The following is a 15,622-nucleotide window of genomic DNA, read 5'->3' as shown; positions in this document are numbered from 1 at the left end:
ATTCTAATGTACTAATCATAAAGTGTCGAGGCAATTTTAAAAATAACAAACTTACATGTTATTTTCATTGAAATATCAAGGAAAATCGGTGTGTCGAAAACAGATAAAACACAACTAATTATTGCTAATAAAAGTTTATACTTATAAACTTTTGCTTATGGATTAGATCTACTTATTACAATCTTAATTTTGTAAAACATTTTGAATATAATCTTTTAACACAATTGCATGATTTATACGCGGATCTTTCGCTCCATATAAAAATGTTACTTTTTTATTTTTTCTACATATATCTACTATTTGGTTTACACAATCTTGATTCTCGTCTAGCTCTTCAACATAACGATTAGAAAATTCTTTGAAGCGCTCAGGCTTATGACTAAACCATTTTCGTAAATCACTTGATGGAGCAATATCTTTACACCACAAATCAAGATTTGCCTTTTCTTTACTTATGCCCCTAGGCCACAATCTATCTACTAGTATTCGCAAGCCATCATGTTCATCAAATGATTCATAAACACGTTTAATTTGAATATTAATATTGCACATAATTACCTCTTTAACTACATACAATGATTACACAATTATGATTTTTTTCAACACGATTTAATTAAGAACAATATGAATTGAACTAATACAAAACTACGATAGATTTTTATCGAATATGTTTTATTATGTGATTTTTATTTTTAGCGTGTTGCTTGTAATCAAGCCGAAATGCAAATAAATGTTTAAATTTTTTTGAATTTTTGTTCTCTTTTGTCCGATTATGGGAGAATAATTAGCCAAATGGTTAATTTCTTTGATACTTGGAAAAAGAAAATCTGCACCATCAACATGGCTCTTATAGCAGTGTTGACTCTTCTAGCTTCCTTAATTGGTAGCTGGCTCAAGCAGTTCCCAGGCTTAAGCCTTTTGGGAGCACTTATTATTGCGTTGCTTATTGGTATGGCTCTGCAGCTGCCTTTGCACGTATACAAGTTGAATAATGATTCTAGAAGAGCTGGAGTTAAATCTTCTGCTGGTCTAATTGCAAATAAGCTTCTTCGCCTAGGCATTATTTTGCTAGGCTTTAAGCTAAATTTGCACGTTCTATTTACTCAAGGTTTAAAGTGCCTACCAATCGCAGCTGTACTCGTTGCTGTTATGGTTTGCGTTACTTATAACATTGCAAAACTTCTTAAAGTAAGTCCTCAGCTTGCAATGCTAACAGCAGGTGGAACGAGCATTTGCGGAGCGGCAGCTGTTATGGGTCTTTCTGGCTCCATGCCTGTACCTCCACAAGAAGAGGATGAAAAAGAACAAAACGAAGTTATGGCTGTTGCAACAGTTGCAATAATGGGCACAATCTACGCTTTGGCTGAAATCTTTATTCTTCCTCATTTTGGAATGACTAAGCAGCAACTTGGAATTGCTGCTGGAGCGTCCCTTCACGAAATCGCACACGCCGTTGCAGCAGGCGGAGCTTTTGGAAGCATTGACATTGCAACAATCATGAAGCTTACACGAGTTCTTATGCTTGTTCCTACATCAATCTTTATTGCAATTTGGTGGAATGCTCGTCACAGTCAAGTAGAAGATAACGGAAAGCGCAAAATCAACTTCCCATGGTTTATGCTTGGATTTATTGCAGCATCCGTTATTGGTACGTATGTGCCTTTTGTTTCGTCTTACGCATCCCTCCTTGTTGACGCAGGATACGTCTTCCTTGGAATGGCTATGGCTGCTCTTGGAATCAACGTAAACTTTAGAGTTATATTTAAGCAAGGAAAAGCAGCATTCTTAGCAAGCTTCTTAGCTTCTATTGTTTTAGTTGCGTTAGCTTGTTGCGCAAGTATTTTGTTCTTCTAATAGAACAGTCATCATAAAAGAAACAAGAGGATTCCTTCAAGGGAATCCTCTTTGCATATATAATCAATGAATATTAAAGTCGGTTATTCAATGTGTACAGAAGTCCCATCTGGAATATACGAATAGAACCACTTAGAGTCAGGCACACTTAACCGAACACATCCATGAGACGCAGGAACACCCAGCTTTTGAGCCTCTGGAACAATATAATCACCAAAATTAAACCTAGTTGGCACAGAGTGGAATAAATATTCAGAACCTATAAAACCAACCCAATAGTCGCCACCCATCTTTTCTCTATCATTATAAAAATGGTCACCTCGTGCACCAATTTTATAATCACCTTTAGGAGTTGATTCATCCATTCCAGCACTAACAATCATCGTATAAACAAGATTATTATTCGCATAAATATAAACACGTTGTTTTTTAAGGTCTACATTTACATGTAAATGATTTGCATCGACACCAGAAAGATTCGGATACTGACCTCCTGTAGGAATTTTCCATAAATCAGAAGATTTAATTATAGGATTATTTAAGTAATCTATCTTTGTTTTAGATTTTTTATTACTTTTATTACTTTTATTACTCTTATTGTTTTTGCGTTTTGAATAATAAGATTTTGTGTTATTAGAGATTCTATTATTTACTTCTTCAATTACGTGAGATACCTGAAAACCAACAAAGCTGAAAAAGATTAAAATAACTAAAACAGTAGAAACGCGCTTATAGAAAATTTTGCGATTTTCTGGAGATTTTAAGCTAATAATATATTTCACTAATCGCGCAATAAGTGACCTTAGAACGCTTTTTAAAGCACAAAATATATTCATAAAATCTCCATAAATAAACAAAATAAAAAGGCGCTACCTTGATACTATACTACAGTACATAAGCAGCGCCGTTACACATTAATATGATTATTGTTTAGACGAATTGTTTAGACAATCACACATTAAACTTAAATTCAACAATATCTCCGTCTTGCATAACATAATCGCGTCCTTCAAGACGAAGCTTTCCTTCTTCCTTGATTTTAGCCATTGAGCCTTGAGCCTCAACAAAATCATCGTAAGAAACAACTTCTGCTTTAATAAATCCACGCTCAAAATCAGTGTGGATAACGCCTGCAGCTTGCGGAGCTGTCCAACCCTTATGAATTTGCCATGCGTGAACTTCTTTAACTCCAGCAGTCAAATAGGTTTGAAGGCCTAGAATATCAAATCCGACTCGAGCAAGCTGATCCAATCCAGATTCTTGCAAGCCCGCATCAGCTAACATTTCTCGAGCATCTTCTTCATCAAGCTCAGTAAGCTCCGACTCAAATTGCGCATTCAAGAAAATAGCCTTTGCTGGAGCTACAGATGCCGCCAGCTTAGACTTCAAAGAGTCATCCGAAAGCTCCGAATCGTCAACGTTAAACACGTAAATAAAAGGCTTAGCAGTAAGTAAGTGCAAATCGTAAACGTCGTCTTTATTAATCAACTTCTCATTATGAGCCTGATCAATCGTCTTACCAGATTCAAGAATTTCCTTAGTCTTATTTACAGCATTTACGTATTCTTGAGTAACTTTTTTGCCACGTAAATCTTTTTCTAACTTCGGCAAAGCATTCTCGATTGTTTGCAAATCCGCAAGAATAAGCTCCGTGTTGATTGTATCAATATCGTCTGCTGGATCTACCTTGCCATTAACGTGAACAATGTCATCATCATTAAATGCGCGAACAACTTCACAAATTGCATCTGCTTCACGAATATTAGCAAGGAATTTGTTTCCCAAACCTTCACCTTCGCTAGCACCCTTAACAATTCCTGCAATATCAACGAATGTAACGGTTGCTGGAACTATTTTCTCGGTTTTAACAAGCTTCGCTAAAACAGGCAAACGTTTATCTGGCAAAGGCACAATACCTGTATTTGGTTCGATTGTTGCAAACGGATAATTTTCCGCTAAAACGTTATTTCTTGTTAGAGCATTAAACATAGTCGATTTACCAACGTTAGGTAAACCTACGATTCCAATTGTTAAAGACATAATTACCTACTTTAGACCAGCTAGAGGAATTGACGACTCCACTATACTCGTATTGTTTTATTTTTGTTGAATTGCATCAACAGCGCTGATAACATCTCCCCTAAAACCACAGGATTCGAGCTTTGCAACACCTCGAATCGTAGTGCCTCCAGGAGAACATACAGCGTCTTTCATAACGCCTGGATGAATGCGAGTATCCATATACAGAGCACCTACTCCCTCAATCATCTTTGCAGCCAAACGATATGCGCAATCTCGCTTTAGACCGTACTTTACGCCAGCATCCGCTAAAGCTTCCATGTACATAGCTGTAAAAGCTGGAGCGCAGCTAGAAACACACATTGCAATATTCATGTGCTCGCTATCTACTCGTTCAACTAAAGATATAGGCTCAAAAATCGCGTTAAAAGCTTCTAGTTGACTATCTGTTAGCGTATTTTCATTTTCTGCTAAAGTGACTCCTTGGCAAACTGCGATTGGCGTGTTTGGAATAATGCATTGCACGTGAACATCTTTTCCAAGTAGATTCTGGTAATGCTTAATAGTCCAGCCTGCTGCAACGGATATAATTGCTATTTTTCTATCCACAATAGTTTTTGCGATAGTCTGCAGAACTTCTTCAATCTGATTTGGTTTTACAGCCAGAATTAAAATATCACTAGCATCGCAAACTTCACACGCACTTTTTAAAGCTTTTACACCAAATTTGCTCGTAGTATTAACAAGTTTTTCAAAGTGGGCTGCACATGCAACCATATCTTTTCCTTGCAAAACATTAGCGCGAATCAGACCTTGTGCAATCGCTTGAGCCATGTTTCCAAAGCCAATAAATCCAACGGTTCCAATTGAGTTAGAACTCATTAACCAATCTCCCTAATAAGTAAACAATAAACTAAATACTAACTTTCTATTAAGCATCTAATCGTTTGTACATACAACTTGTATATCTAATCATTTGTTAGGTACTTTAATCAAAAGTTACTTATCGCTTATATAACTTAGATTACTTATATCACTTATATATAGACTCTAAATCTCCACGATTCTTTGCCTCTTCTAGCAAATGACGGAACACAAAGTCTCCATGAACACCATCGTGCTCAAACTCGTTAGTAGTCCAATAATGAGAGTTAGAAATATGAGATAAAGTGTCTAGCTGAAGACCAGAATCAACATACAAGTCATCGAAATAAACCGCTGCTTGCAAAGGAACTTCATTATTTGCGAGTTGATCTAAGTCGTAAATCTTGCCAAATTGCATATCGTTCATCATGCAATCAACAGCTGGCAAGAACGGTTGCAAAGCTTTTTGCTGATCAAACATCCACGGAAACATAGCTTCGCCAGTAAACAAAAGCGGACGCGCACTGCCAGCAAACTCTGGCATTGTTTCTCGAACTTGCTGAGCTGCCCAACGAATTGGATGATCTAATTCACCATCCGCATAAATGAACTCTTGCAGTGGCCAATATAGCGGACTAGAAGACGTTGCATCCATAACACCATAAAGAAACTCATCGCTTAAATAGCCGTCTGCTGTTCCACCACCATGTTTAAACGCCTTAAGAGAGCCATCTCCATCCGAAAATGCAGAGTCAATAAGCCAATGAACTCTTTCAAAACTTGGCTTCATGCCAAAAGATGAACCAAGAGTCTGAAAGCGCTCAACCGTAAGCTTTTCGCCATTAGGCAAGAAAACATCTCCTTGAGAAATCCTATCTGCAATAGCTGCAGCGCGCGCAACATCCTGCGGATAACGCTCATAGAATTGCTCAGTTTTTCTAGCCATACGCGGGAACGTATGCTCGTAAACTTCTATAGCATTAGCTGGAATGTGAGGAATACCGCCAGTTGTAAAGCTTGCAAGTAAGCCCTGTGGGAAAAGAGACAAATACGTAAGCGTTAAGAATCCACCATAGCTTTGACCCAAAGAAACCCACGGCTTTGCATTAAACTCAGTTAAGCGCAAATGCTCAAAATCGCGAATAATAGAATCTGCTAAGAATCGCTTTAAGTACCATGCTTGCCGCTCTACGCTCACTCCGTCGTCTGCCATGCGCTTAATCGTAGAAGCATCTACTCTAGAAGAGCGCCCAACGCCACGCTGATCTGGAAGAACAACACGAAAATGCTTAATTGCCTCTTGAATCCAACCATCGCTAGACGGCGAAAGCGGACGAGGGCACTGTCCCCCTGGGCCTCCTTGCAAAAACACTAGCAAAGGCAAATCGTCATGCGCATGTTCTGGAGCACAAATAACTCTGCAAAATAGGCGAATCGTCTCCCCTTTAATAGAATCGCCTGGAGTGTTTTGCTCCCAGTCTAAAGGAACATCGATTGCGCGCTCTTCTACATACAATCCTGGTACGTAATACTTTGCTAGCAGTGCCATTGTAAACATTCCTTTCTGCACTCGCATGCAACATTGCAATAACAAATCACATACAAAAATACACACTCTTATATAAATCATACTAAAGTTCGATTGTTCTATAAAGTGCCGTGTACTAGCCTAGTAGTTATGAAAATATCTCACACGTTTAACAGAGCTATACAACGCTTACGCACTGAGCTTACGCTAAACGATATATTGTGGGGCATTATTCCGCTTATTCTTTTTATACTTTCAACCAATCGATATACTATAAGCAATGTTGACGGATTCTTGACGCAAAGTTCGCTAATTACAACCTATCTTATAAATATTGTTATTGCATCATTACTTTCAGTACGAAAACTATGGCCCGAACACACAGCTGTTATTTTTATTGTTGCATGCATCGTACAAGTAATATTTGGCCCTACTCAACTTTTTGCTGATTTCTTTGGTTTCGTGCTACTTGTTAATGCTATTGCTCGCGGAAATCCAGAACATTCAAAAGCTTTTGTTATTGCAGCTTACATAACAACAGTATTATCTTGCGCAGCAATATCGTGGAATATTGCAATGGGGCCAATATATGGCATCAATCATTCAAAAGCTAGTTATTCTTGCAGCGTAAAAAATATAAATAGTAGTAACATAAAAAATTGCGTTTCAATTATACTTGATTGTGCAATTCCTACTATAATTTTTGCGATTATTATTACTACAATTACGGTTATTATTGGCTACTGGCAGCGCACTCACGTGCACACTATTCAACTTTTACAAGAGAACAATAACGCTATTCGCGCGTACAGAAAGAAAGCTCAGCATATTGCCATTACTGCAGAGCGCGCTAGAATCGCTAGGGATATGCACGATATTGTTGCTCACACGCTTTCTATTATTATTGTTCAAGCAGACGGTGGTCGTTATGCCGCTACACAAGATATTTCTCTTGCTAAAAAAACAATGCATATTATTAAAAACGAAGCAGAGCGCGCCGTTCACGACATGCGTCGACTGCTAGAAGCTTTAACAGACGCTCCATCCGCTCAATTGGATTTCAATCACATACCTTCTCTTATTGAGCAAGCAAAAATTGCATCTCCTAAAAATATTTTTTGGCATACCGTTGATGGCATAAATTCTCAAAATAGACTTAACACGGACGCACAAACCGTTGCATACCGCGTTGTTCAAGAATCTCTTACTAATATTCGAAAGCATGCAGGAAATGGCATTAAAATAAACATTCACGAACAGTGGAACGAACAAGGCTTAACACTAAAAATCACAAATGAAGTACACAAGCTTGAAGCTAATCAAGAGCAAAATAGTGGTGTGCCACATAAAAATGGTTATGGCTTAATTGGCATGAAAGAGCGCATTGAAAATCTTCATGGAACACTTGATTATGGAATACAAAACGATGGAACATTTAGTATTGCTGCTTTTATTCCATACTCTTACAGTACAGATCAATCAAACACTACTGCTTTTGCATTAAATAGTATTACTAACGCTACTTATAAGAACATAAAAGTTAATAATCCATTATCAACGAAAGAAAAACCAGCAAATACAAGCAATAAAACCTCATCAAAAGTTTTGCCAGCAGCAAATAATTCACAAAATAGGATTGAGAAAGTATCACAATGGTTTGAACAACATTGGCTTATTGGCGATGTTATTTATGCATCGACTTGGACTGTTCTAATGCTTTTTATACCAACTTACGATTTTATTGTTGGAACTGGAATGACTTCGCAATATTCAAGCTCGCTTTCATTACAAATACTTTATAGAGTATTTACTCTTACAACCATGGTGCCATTCATGTTTCGTAGAAAAGCTCCAACTACATGCGCAATTGTTGCAGCAGTATTTTCTGCAATACAGCTTATATGCTTGCCTAATATTTTATTTGCTAATTTCTTTATACCAACCATTGTTTATGCGGCTGTGCTCTATGGCAAAAAGCACGCATGGCAATGGGTTAGCGCAGTAGTGCTCGCCGAATCTGCTATTTTTGCTGTAAAAATTGGTGTTGCATCAAAAAATATTCCACAAAATGAAACTCCAATACGATTTTTTGCATCTAATGCGTACACAACCAATTTTTATGATATTATGCAAACGGCGTCCGTAGGATTAGTTTTTGGTTTTATAGTTGCGTTAATTTGTTTTACTGCTATTACATTTGCTTATTACCGCAGAAACGATGATAATAATTTGCTGATTCTAAAAGCGCGCAGAACAGAATTAGAACAAGAACAAAAACAGCTAGAAGTACTTGCAGCGAACGCCGAGCGGCAGCGACTTAGCTCAAATATTCAGCAAAAAGTTGCTGTTACATTGCATAAAGTAATTTATGCTGCAAATAGTGGAATCGATATGCTAAATGAATACGAAAAATCAAATAGCAATGCAGAAAAGCTAAAGTCAACAAAACTAGAGCAAGAGACAAAGCAAGAACAAATTGAAGCGATTAGTAAAGCTTTTAAAAACATTGGAGATGAAGGTCGCTCAGCACTTAGGTACATGCGAAAACTACTTGGAATTTTGCGAGAAACAGGTTCGAGCGTTGATTCATCAAATAATAGTGCAAATGTAGCTAAGATTGCGGTTCGCCCTGCTCCTTCGCTTGATGAACAAATTCAACACAACACATTAAATAAGCAACAGTAAGTTGATACTATGGAAAATATGGAAAACAATGGAGTAATTCGAGTCGCAATAGCAGACGATCAGGAGCTTGTGCGCGCAGGATTTACTATGGTAATCAACTCGCAAAAAGACATGCAAGTTGTTGCGCAAGCAGCGAATGGCAATGAAATTGTAGAAGTTGCGTCAAAGGAAAATCCAGACGTTATTTTGATGGACGTGCGCATGCCTAACATGGACGGTTTGGAAGCTACGCGCAAAATCTTAAAAGAAGACACTAACGCCAATACGCGCATTATTATTTTAACTACTTTTGATTTAGACGAATATGTTATGGCTGCGATTCATACGGGCGCATCGGGATTTTTGCTTAAAGACACAGAGCCAGAAACATTGCTTAATTCAATACGGACTGTGTATCAAGGAAACGCAATTATTGCTCCAACTGCTACAAAGCGCTTAATTGAGTCAATGATCTCTAAGCCTAACGATGAAGAAAAATCAAAAGAAGAGATTGCTACTAAAAACGAGCAAAGCGCAAACGCTTACAATTATTGCTTAAATGATTTAACAGATCGCGAGCGCGAAGTTCTTGTAGAAATTGCTCACGGACTATCTAACCAAGAGATTGCTAATAAACTGTTTATTAGCTTGCCAACAGTTAAAACGCATGTTGCTCATATTTTAGGAAAAATCAAAGCAAGAGACAGAGTTCAAGCTGTTGTGTTTGCTTACGAAAACAGTCTTGTTTAATTATTCTTATAAAATAATGCGGCTGCAAAATTAATCTATTCTTCATTGAACGATCGAATTGCAACCGCATTTTAATTTTATTTATATTATTTGTGCTATTTATGTTCGCATTAAGCTATTTTAGCTATCTGTATTTGATTATCCGCAATCCTAAGTTTTATTTAGAAAAGCGAATTTTGCCACCGCGACTCATATAAATACCTGCAGCTGCAGAACCACCGATTGCCATTGTTCCTACAACAGCGCCAGCAACTACAAGATTATTGTTGTTCGATGGTGCTTTTGAGTTATCGCTTTTAGCTTCAGATAACTTATCGGCTTCTTCAACAGTTTTTGAATCTTCTTTTACATCTTCATTTTCTGTATTTTCGTCTTTTTTATTTTCTTCATTATTTTGAGTATCGGCCTTTTCGCTACTAGAAGCGTTATTTGCTTCGGATTCTGCTGGATGAGATACCGGCGATGCTGGCTGCGCTGCAACTGGTGCAGGAGATGCAGCATGTGTAGCAGGTGCAACAGAAGCCGCAGGAGTGCTCACATTTGTGGAAGCAGCAGTAACATCTGACGCAGTAGAAACAGTAGATGCATTTTGTGAGTTTTCAACAGAAGCCGCAGGAGTTTCCTTGGATGTAGCATTCTGTGGAACAACTTTTGGTTCAGAAACTGGAGCAAATGGTGTTACAGAGGATTCTGCTGGGCGTGCTGCTACAGATGAAGAAGGAGTCGATTCAGCTTCAACACTCTTCGCTTTAGATTTCTTAGATTCTAATGATTCTACTTGCGAAGATCTATATTCAGAAGATGCAAATTTATTATCTGAAGACCGCGAATCAACTTTAGAATCCTTCGGTTTAGTCTGCACAGAATCTTTTTCTTGTGTAGCCTTTTCTTCAGTAACTTTAGTCTCTGGAGATTTTACTTCTGGAATGGACTTCTCAACTTCTTCCTTCGACTTAGTAGAGTCATTTGGTGCATCAACTGTAGTATCTGACTCTGTACGTGGAGCTGGTGCAGGAGAATCAGGCTTCATTGTTTCTTCTTGAACCTTATTTTCTTCCTTATCAAGATCATCAATATTTACACCAAAATTATCCTTAAGTTTTCGTTCATATTCTGCTACTTGTTGCCTTGCATTTTGTAAATATATATTATATTTTCTCAAATCTTCGTCAGCAGAATTCAACTTCTTATCATTGTCACTAAGATTGTTTTCTATATTTTTTCTCTCTGCTTCTAGCTTTATTTTCTCTCCATTAAGACGATCAAAATCAGATTCAGAAGCAGATTCCATTCTGTGTTCTAATTCTTCAATTTTATCAGTTTTATTATTACTATCTTCCAATTCTTTTTTTACAAGTTCATTTAAAATCTTAACTTTTATTTCTAATTCTTTTAACTTGTTTTCATAAATCTTTAAATTATTTTTTGCACTTTTACGACTACCAATTAATTCGTCTTGTGTCTCTGGATCTTTAGCACCCAAATCTAAATCTTCTAATTTACCGAATTTGTTATCAGATGCATCGACAACATTATTTGGTTCTGATCCACTTACAGCTTCTTGCGCCCACGCTGGCATTGGGCTTTGCATTAATAACAACACGATTCCTGCAATCACTGCGGCAGATTTTTTATTGACCGTTACCATATTCTTCTACTCCTTGCTCGTAGCGGCCTCATATTTAATTTATGCTTATGTCAGCAGTCAACCAAAGAGCATAACAGAGAAATAAATAAGATTCCAACGTCAAATAATCGAAAAATTTTTCGATTAAGTTGTTATAACAAATATTTAATACTTAATTTTTTCGATTTTCCCGATAAAAAATATTAATCAATATTAATAATATCTAAACAATTGTATTTTATGCATAAAATTTATTTATTTTTTTGACGTACATCACATTATTTTTTCTGCGTGTCGCACGTTATGTAGAAAAAAATAATGCTGATGCACAACTACACCAGCATTATTTCTGTTTTTATAATTAATTTAATATATGTTATAACAACATACAGTTTATTCTTCTGCGAGCGCAACCACTGGCGAAGACTTCACTGCTCTACGAGCTGGAAGCACGCTGGAAAGAAGCGCTGCAAGTAAAGCGATTAGAGCAAGAACCGCGTAAATAGTCCAATCAATTACAAACGGAACTTTGCCAATTGTGCTAAATACCATGTAGGATCCAATCCATCCAAACACCGTTCCAACAATCAAGCCAGAAACAGTGCTTGTTAGGGAGATCAACGTTGCTTCCAACGCAAGAGATCTTCTAACCTGGCCTCTTGTCATGCCTATTGCGCGCAAAGTTGCAGATTCTTTGGTTCGCTCAATAACAGACAAGCTTAATGTGTTTGCAACGCCTATTAAAGCAATCACAACAGCTACTGCTATTAAGCCAACAAGCAACATCATCATTATGTCAATAGTACTCTCCCACTTTGCTCGCTCAAACACGCTTCCAGTAGCCATAACCTCCGCATAACTAGATGTAACATTTCGAATGTTTTTAGCAATATCTACAAGATTAGCTTTGCTAGAGTCTACCGAAATGAGCAAAATATGCGTTGTAGGCTTAAGGTAGTTATTGAAGTAGGATTTGCTCACAAAAGCAGTATTATTTGAATACACACCAACATTTCGATACGTCTTAAACTGAACTTGCTTTACAGTAATGCTCTTATCGTTATTACTAGAGTCTGTATTCATGCCAGTAAATGGAGTAACATTTTCTACACTATCTTCACCAGAACTGTACTTTTCTACGTAAGCTTGCAGATTAAGATTTCCTTTTTTAAGATCAAAAGGCTCTCCACCTTCGTTATTAAACTTAGGCAAAAGCACAGAATCTTTGTTTATATTAACGCCATCAAGGTCAGTGTGCATTACATTTCTAAGTTGATTTACATTATCAACTCCAGCTGCCATAGCGTACTCAGTTTTGCCCTTAGCGTTCTTAAAAGTCATAGGAACTGCAGGAAGCAACTCAGTATGCTTTATTCCACTAATCTTTGAAATGTCGGCAGCTAAAGATTCATCAACATTCTTGCCTTGAATAATAATGTCAACACTGTAACGGTCATCAACAACACCTTTAAGAGTTGCTTTACCGCACATTGCACCAGTTACTACTGTTGAAACAAGCGTTACCCCAATAAGCAAAGATGTTCCAGTTGCTGCAACTCTTCTAGGGTTTCGTTGCACGTTTGCGTTAGCAACTTTAGAAGAAGGCCCACAAAGTGCCATGATTGCGCCAGTTGCCTTCATAGCAAACGGCATCCAGAATGTTGCAGTAATAATAATTCCAATAAACACAAGCGCGCATCCAAACATTGCTCCAAGCAAAGTCATCCAAGAATCAGAACCAGCAGTAGGAGACTTCCCCGCAATCATGCTTGCTAAAGAAGTAGCACTTAAAGCCGTAGCTAAAATACCTACAACAATAAATATCACGCCAAAAACAGCGCGAATAATGCTTGCACGCTTATCTTTAATCAAATCCATTGGTCGTAGCGCTTCCATAGGCGTTACTTTTGTAGCAGATCGCGCAGCACTCATAGACGCAAGAACTGTTACAATCATGCCAATTGCTATTGGCCAGACAACCGCTGGAAGCGAGACAATCAAAGGAATCTTAGATAACGGTCCAGAATTAATATTCACGTTACTAATTGCGCCCATAAATCCGATTGCGCAAAGCACACCAACAGCCGCGGAAATAACTCCAAGTATTGCAGCTTCAAGCAAAACTGCAGCATAAAGCTGGTGCGACTGTGCGCCAATTACGCGCAAAAGTGCAAGAGTGCGTCTGCGTTGAGCAACCAAAACTTGGAATGTGTTTGCAATAACAAGCGAAGAAATAAGCAATGCTAGAACACCAAACGATAGTAAGAACATGGTTACAAAATTAGTGCCGTTGGACATATTTCGAACAGCTCTTACACCAACTTCGTGCCTAGACATAAGAGAAAATTGCTCTGGAAGCAAAGCATTAATCTTAGGAGATAAATCGTTTATTTTAGATTCATCAATACTCATGTACACTTTGCTTTGCACAACTTCATTGTCAGAATTCTTAAGATTTTCGAGTTTTGCACAAAAATCATTCGTTATGCCACCAAGATACGTGCCGCGATTTGAAAATGGTATTTGAGAATGCTCTCCATCGTCTACAAGACCAACCACACGAACATCGTACGATTTTTCTTTATCTCCGCCAGTGTCATCTACTTTAACCAAAGTTATAGTATCGCCAATGTTTGCATGTATTGATTTAGCAATACTTTTAATAAGAGTGATTTCGCCTATTTTTTGCGGATCTCTACCTTCTGTTGATTTATACACAGGAAGATTTCCATACAAACCATTAGACCAAGCGATACTCGTAACTGATTTATCACCTTTTTCTACTCTTACAAGCGCAGTCGCATCGTCACTACGAATGCCATTAACGCCAGGCATCTTCGATATTTCGTCTAAATGAAGGTCTTTATAATGAATTTCACTACTCGGAGAACTGTTAGGATTCCTAAATGAGATTGCATAATTTGCGCTACCGAATTCATCTGTTGCGTTACGAACCATCAAGTCATCAGCGCTGTTTGCAAAAAGCAAAGTAGCGCTCATAAACATGCTGCCTATAAGAATTGCAATTCCAGAGGCAATTAGCATGCGCACGCTTTTACGCATAAGTTTTAGTGCGATTTTCCACATTCTAACTTCACCACCTTTTATTGCAATTGATTAGGCTGATTATTAACGCCAGCCTCGCTGCGTTCCATAAGCATCTTGCTCATGCCTTCCGCAGTAGGATTTTGCACGTCTTCAACGATTTGACCATCTGCAAACACGATTGCTCGATCTGCATAAGACGCTGCAACAGCGTCGTGAGTAACCATAATCACAGTTTGACCAAGCTCCGTTACAGACTTCTTCAAGAAATGCAAAACTTCCAAGCTGGAAGCAGAATCAAGATTGCCAGTAGGTTCATCTGCAAAAACTACGGAAGGCTTAGAGATTAAAGCTCTAGCAATTGCAACGCGTTGGCGCTGACCGCCAGAAAGCTCAGCAGGCCTATGCTTTAAGCGATCTTGCAAGCCAAGAGTATTAACCAAAGTATTAAACCATTGCTTATCTGGCTTTTTGCCTGCCAAAGTAAGAGGCATAAGAATATTTTGCTCAGCGCTAAACATTGGAAGAAGATTAAAACTTTGGAAAATAAATCCAACCATCTCGCGACGCATAAGCGTAAGCTGCTTATCGCTCATGCCTGTAATATCTAGACCATCAACCAAAACTTTTCCAGAATTAACGCTATCAAGACCAGCCAAAGAATGCATTAAAGTTGACTTTCCAGAACCAGAAGGACCCATAATCGCAGTAAACTTGCCGCGCTCAAAGCTAACGCTTACATCTCGTAAAGCGTGAACAATGCCTGCGCCCTTGCCAAAATCTTTTACAACGTGCAAAGCTGCAACCGCAGTCTCGCCAATCAAACCTTCTTGAGCGGAATAATTCATTTGCGTAAAACGCGTATCTTGACTATTTTCAACACTCATTTTGCACCTCACATACTTCTGTGATTACCTTACAATTACAATTTACGTGATTAAAAACGCATTCTCTATAGTGCGTAAGGCTGATATTTTCATTGAAATAATGGGAATTTGCTATTAAATTTTGATAGAAAAATGCTCTTATATAAAATCGTCATACTTTAGTATGAGAACCAGCATTATAGGCTTAAATTCACAGGCATAATATTACAGATCTAAATTTGCATTCCAAATAGATTATTTAATTCAAAATAAATCAACTAGATAACTAAAACACCAATCAATTAAAGAATTTTTCTTAACGTGATTAATATTTTTCTTTCAACATATTCATTGCAAATCATGTGCTCGAATTTTTATAAATGTGCTTATTTATATCTAAAATAA

Annotated in this window: 11 protein-coding genes; 3 read left to right on the top strand and 8 right to left on the bottom strand. The window is 37.7% G+C overall.

Annotated features, from left to right (window positions below):
- Positions 1–183: 183 nt before the first annotated feature.
- Positions 184–552 (bottom strand): DUF488 domain-containing protein, encoded by a 369-nt coding sequence (locus ABVC65_RS04805; RefSeq protein WP_004121518.1) that lies wholly within the window; start codon positions 550–552, stop codon positions 184–186.
- A 240-nt stretch (positions 553–792) separates the two neighbouring features.
- Between ABVC65_RS04805 and ABVC65_RS04800 the strand changes: the two genes are divergently transcribed.
- Complete coding sequence (locus tag ABVC65_RS04800) at positions 793–1,854, top strand: YeiH family protein (RefSeq protein ID WP_020761051.1); 1,062 nt, start codon at positions 793–795, stop codon at positions 1,852–1,854.
- A gap of 83 nt (positions 1,855–1,937) precedes the next feature.
- Here the strand turns inward: ABVC65_RS04800 and ABVC65_RS04795 are convergent, their stop codons facing one another.
- The 4 genes from ABVC65_RS04795 to ABVC65_RS04780 all read right to left on the bottom strand — a co-directional run bounded on the left by ABVC65_RS04795 (position 1,938) and on the right by ABVC65_RS04780 (position 6,286).
- Complete coding sequence (locus ABVC65_RS04795; protein ID WP_353582719.1) at positions 1,938–2,690, bottom strand: L,D-transpeptidase; 753 nt, start codon at positions 2,688–2,690, stop codon at positions 1,938–1,940.
- Between the two features lie 115 nt (positions 2,691–2,805).
- A complete protein-coding gene (gene ychF, locus ABVC65_RS04790; RefSeq protein WP_353582718.1) occupies positions 2,806–3,894 on the bottom strand; it encodes a redox-regulated ATPase YchF in 1,089 nt (362 codons plus the stop codon).
- Positions 3,895–3,951: 57 nt separating this feature from the next.
- Entirely contained in the window at positions 3,952–4,755 is an 804-nt protein-coding gene (gene proC / locus ABVC65_RS04785; RefSeq protein WP_353582717.1) for a pyrroline-5-carboxylate reductase, read from the bottom strand.
- Positions 4,756–4,906: 151 nt separating this feature from the next.
- A complete protein-coding gene (locus ABVC65_RS04780) occupies positions 4,907–6,286 on the bottom strand; it encodes an alpha/beta fold hydrolase (RefSeq protein WP_353582716.1) in 1,380 nt (459 codons plus the stop codon).
- Between the two features lie 129 nt (positions 6,287–6,415).
- Here ABVC65_RS04780 and ABVC65_RS04775 point away from each other — a divergent pair, with 129 nt between their 5' ends.
- Together ABVC65_RS04775 and ABVC65_RS04770 are read left to right on the top strand one after the other, a co-directional pair.
- Positions 6,416–8,950 (top strand): sensor histidine kinase, encoded by a 2,535-nt coding sequence (locus ABVC65_RS04775; RefSeq protein WP_353582715.1) that lies wholly within the window; start codon positions 6,416–6,418, stop codon positions 8,948–8,950.
- A gap of 9 nt (positions 8,951–8,959) precedes the next feature.
- Positions 8,960–9,679 (top strand): response regulator transcription factor, encoded by a 720-nt coding sequence (locus ABVC65_RS04770; protein ID WP_353582714.1) that lies wholly within the window; start codon positions 8,960–8,962, stop codon positions 9,677–9,679.
- Positions 9,680–9,836: 157 nt separating this feature from the next.
- Here the strand turns inward: ABVC65_RS04770 and ABVC65_RS04765 are convergent, their stop codons facing one another.
- From ABVC65_RS04765 to ABVC65_RS04755, 3 genes are all read right to left on the bottom strand, one after another.
- Positions 9,837–11,327, bottom strand: coding sequence for a conjugal transfer protein (locus ABVC65_RS04765; protein WP_353582713.1), 1,491 nt, complete (start codon positions 11,325–11,327; stop codon positions 9,837–9,839).
- A gap of 372 nt (positions 11,328–11,699) precedes the next feature.
- A complete protein-coding gene (locus ABVC65_RS04760) occupies positions 11,700–14,393 on the bottom strand; it encodes an ABC transporter permease (RefSeq protein ID WP_353582712.1) in 2,694 nt (897 codons plus the stop codon).
- A gap of 17 nt (positions 14,394–14,410) precedes the next feature.
- Positions 14,411–15,238, bottom strand: a complete 828-nt coding sequence (locus tag ABVC65_RS04755; protein ID WP_353582711.1) for an ABC transporter ATP-binding protein — start codon at positions 15,236–15,238, stop codon at positions 14,411–14,413.
- Positions 15,239–15,622: the final 384 nt, after the last annotated feature.

This window comes from Gardnerella vaginalis, assembly GCF_040427915.1.
Lineage (GTDB): Bacteria > Actinomycetota > Actinomycetes > Actinomycetales > Bifidobacteriaceae > Bifidobacterium > Bifidobacterium vaginale_C.
Note: the sequence above shows the minus strand (reverse complement) of the source record. Positions and strands in the feature narration are given on the sequence as shown.

Excerpts from the sequence above, each read along its gene's own strand:
- ABVC65_RS04775 (WP_353582715.1), top strand. The coding sequence starts at position 6,416 with ATGAAAATATCTCACACGTTTAACAGAGCTATACAACGCTTACGCACT.
- ABVC65_RS04780 (WP_353582716.1), bottom strand. The coding sequence starts at position 6,286 with ATGGCACTGCTAGCAAAGTATTACGTACCAGGATTGTATGTAGAAGAG.
- ABVC65_RS04760 (WP_353582712.1), bottom strand. The coding sequence starts at position 14,393 with ATGTGGAAAATCGCACTAAAACTTATGCGTAAAAGCGTGCGCATGCTA.
- ychF (WP_353582718.1), bottom strand. The coding sequence starts at position 3,894 with ATGTCTTTAACAATTGGAATCGTAGGTTTACCTAACGTTGGTAAATCG.
- ABVC65_RS04765 (WP_353582713.1), bottom strand. The coding sequence starts at position 11,327 with ATGGTAACGGTCAATAAAAAATCTGCCGCAGTGATTGCAGGAATCGTG.
- ABVC65_RS04795 (WP_353582719.1), bottom strand. The coding sequence starts at position 2,690 with ATGAATATATTTTGTGCTTTAAAAAGCGTTCTAAGGTCACTTATTGCG.
- ABVC65_RS04755 (WP_353582711.1), bottom strand. The coding sequence starts at position 15,238 with ATGAGTGTTGAAAATAGTCAAGATACGCGTTTTACGCAAATGAATTAT.
- ABVC65_RS04770 (WP_353582714.1), top strand. The coding sequence starts at position 8,960 with ATGGAAAATATGGAAAACAATGGAGTAATTCGAGTCGCAATAGCAGAC.
- proC (WP_353582717.1), bottom strand. The coding sequence starts at position 4,755 with ATGAGTTCTAACTCAATTGGAACCGTTGGATTTATTGGCTTTGGAAAC.
- ABVC65_RS04805 (WP_004121518.1), bottom strand. The coding sequence starts at position 552 with ATGTGCAATATTAATATTCAAATTAAACGTGTTTATGAATCATTTGAT.
- ABVC65_RS04800 (WP_020761051.1), top strand. The coding sequence starts at position 793 with ATGGTTAATTTCTTTGATACTTGGAAAAAGAAAATCTGCACCATCAAC.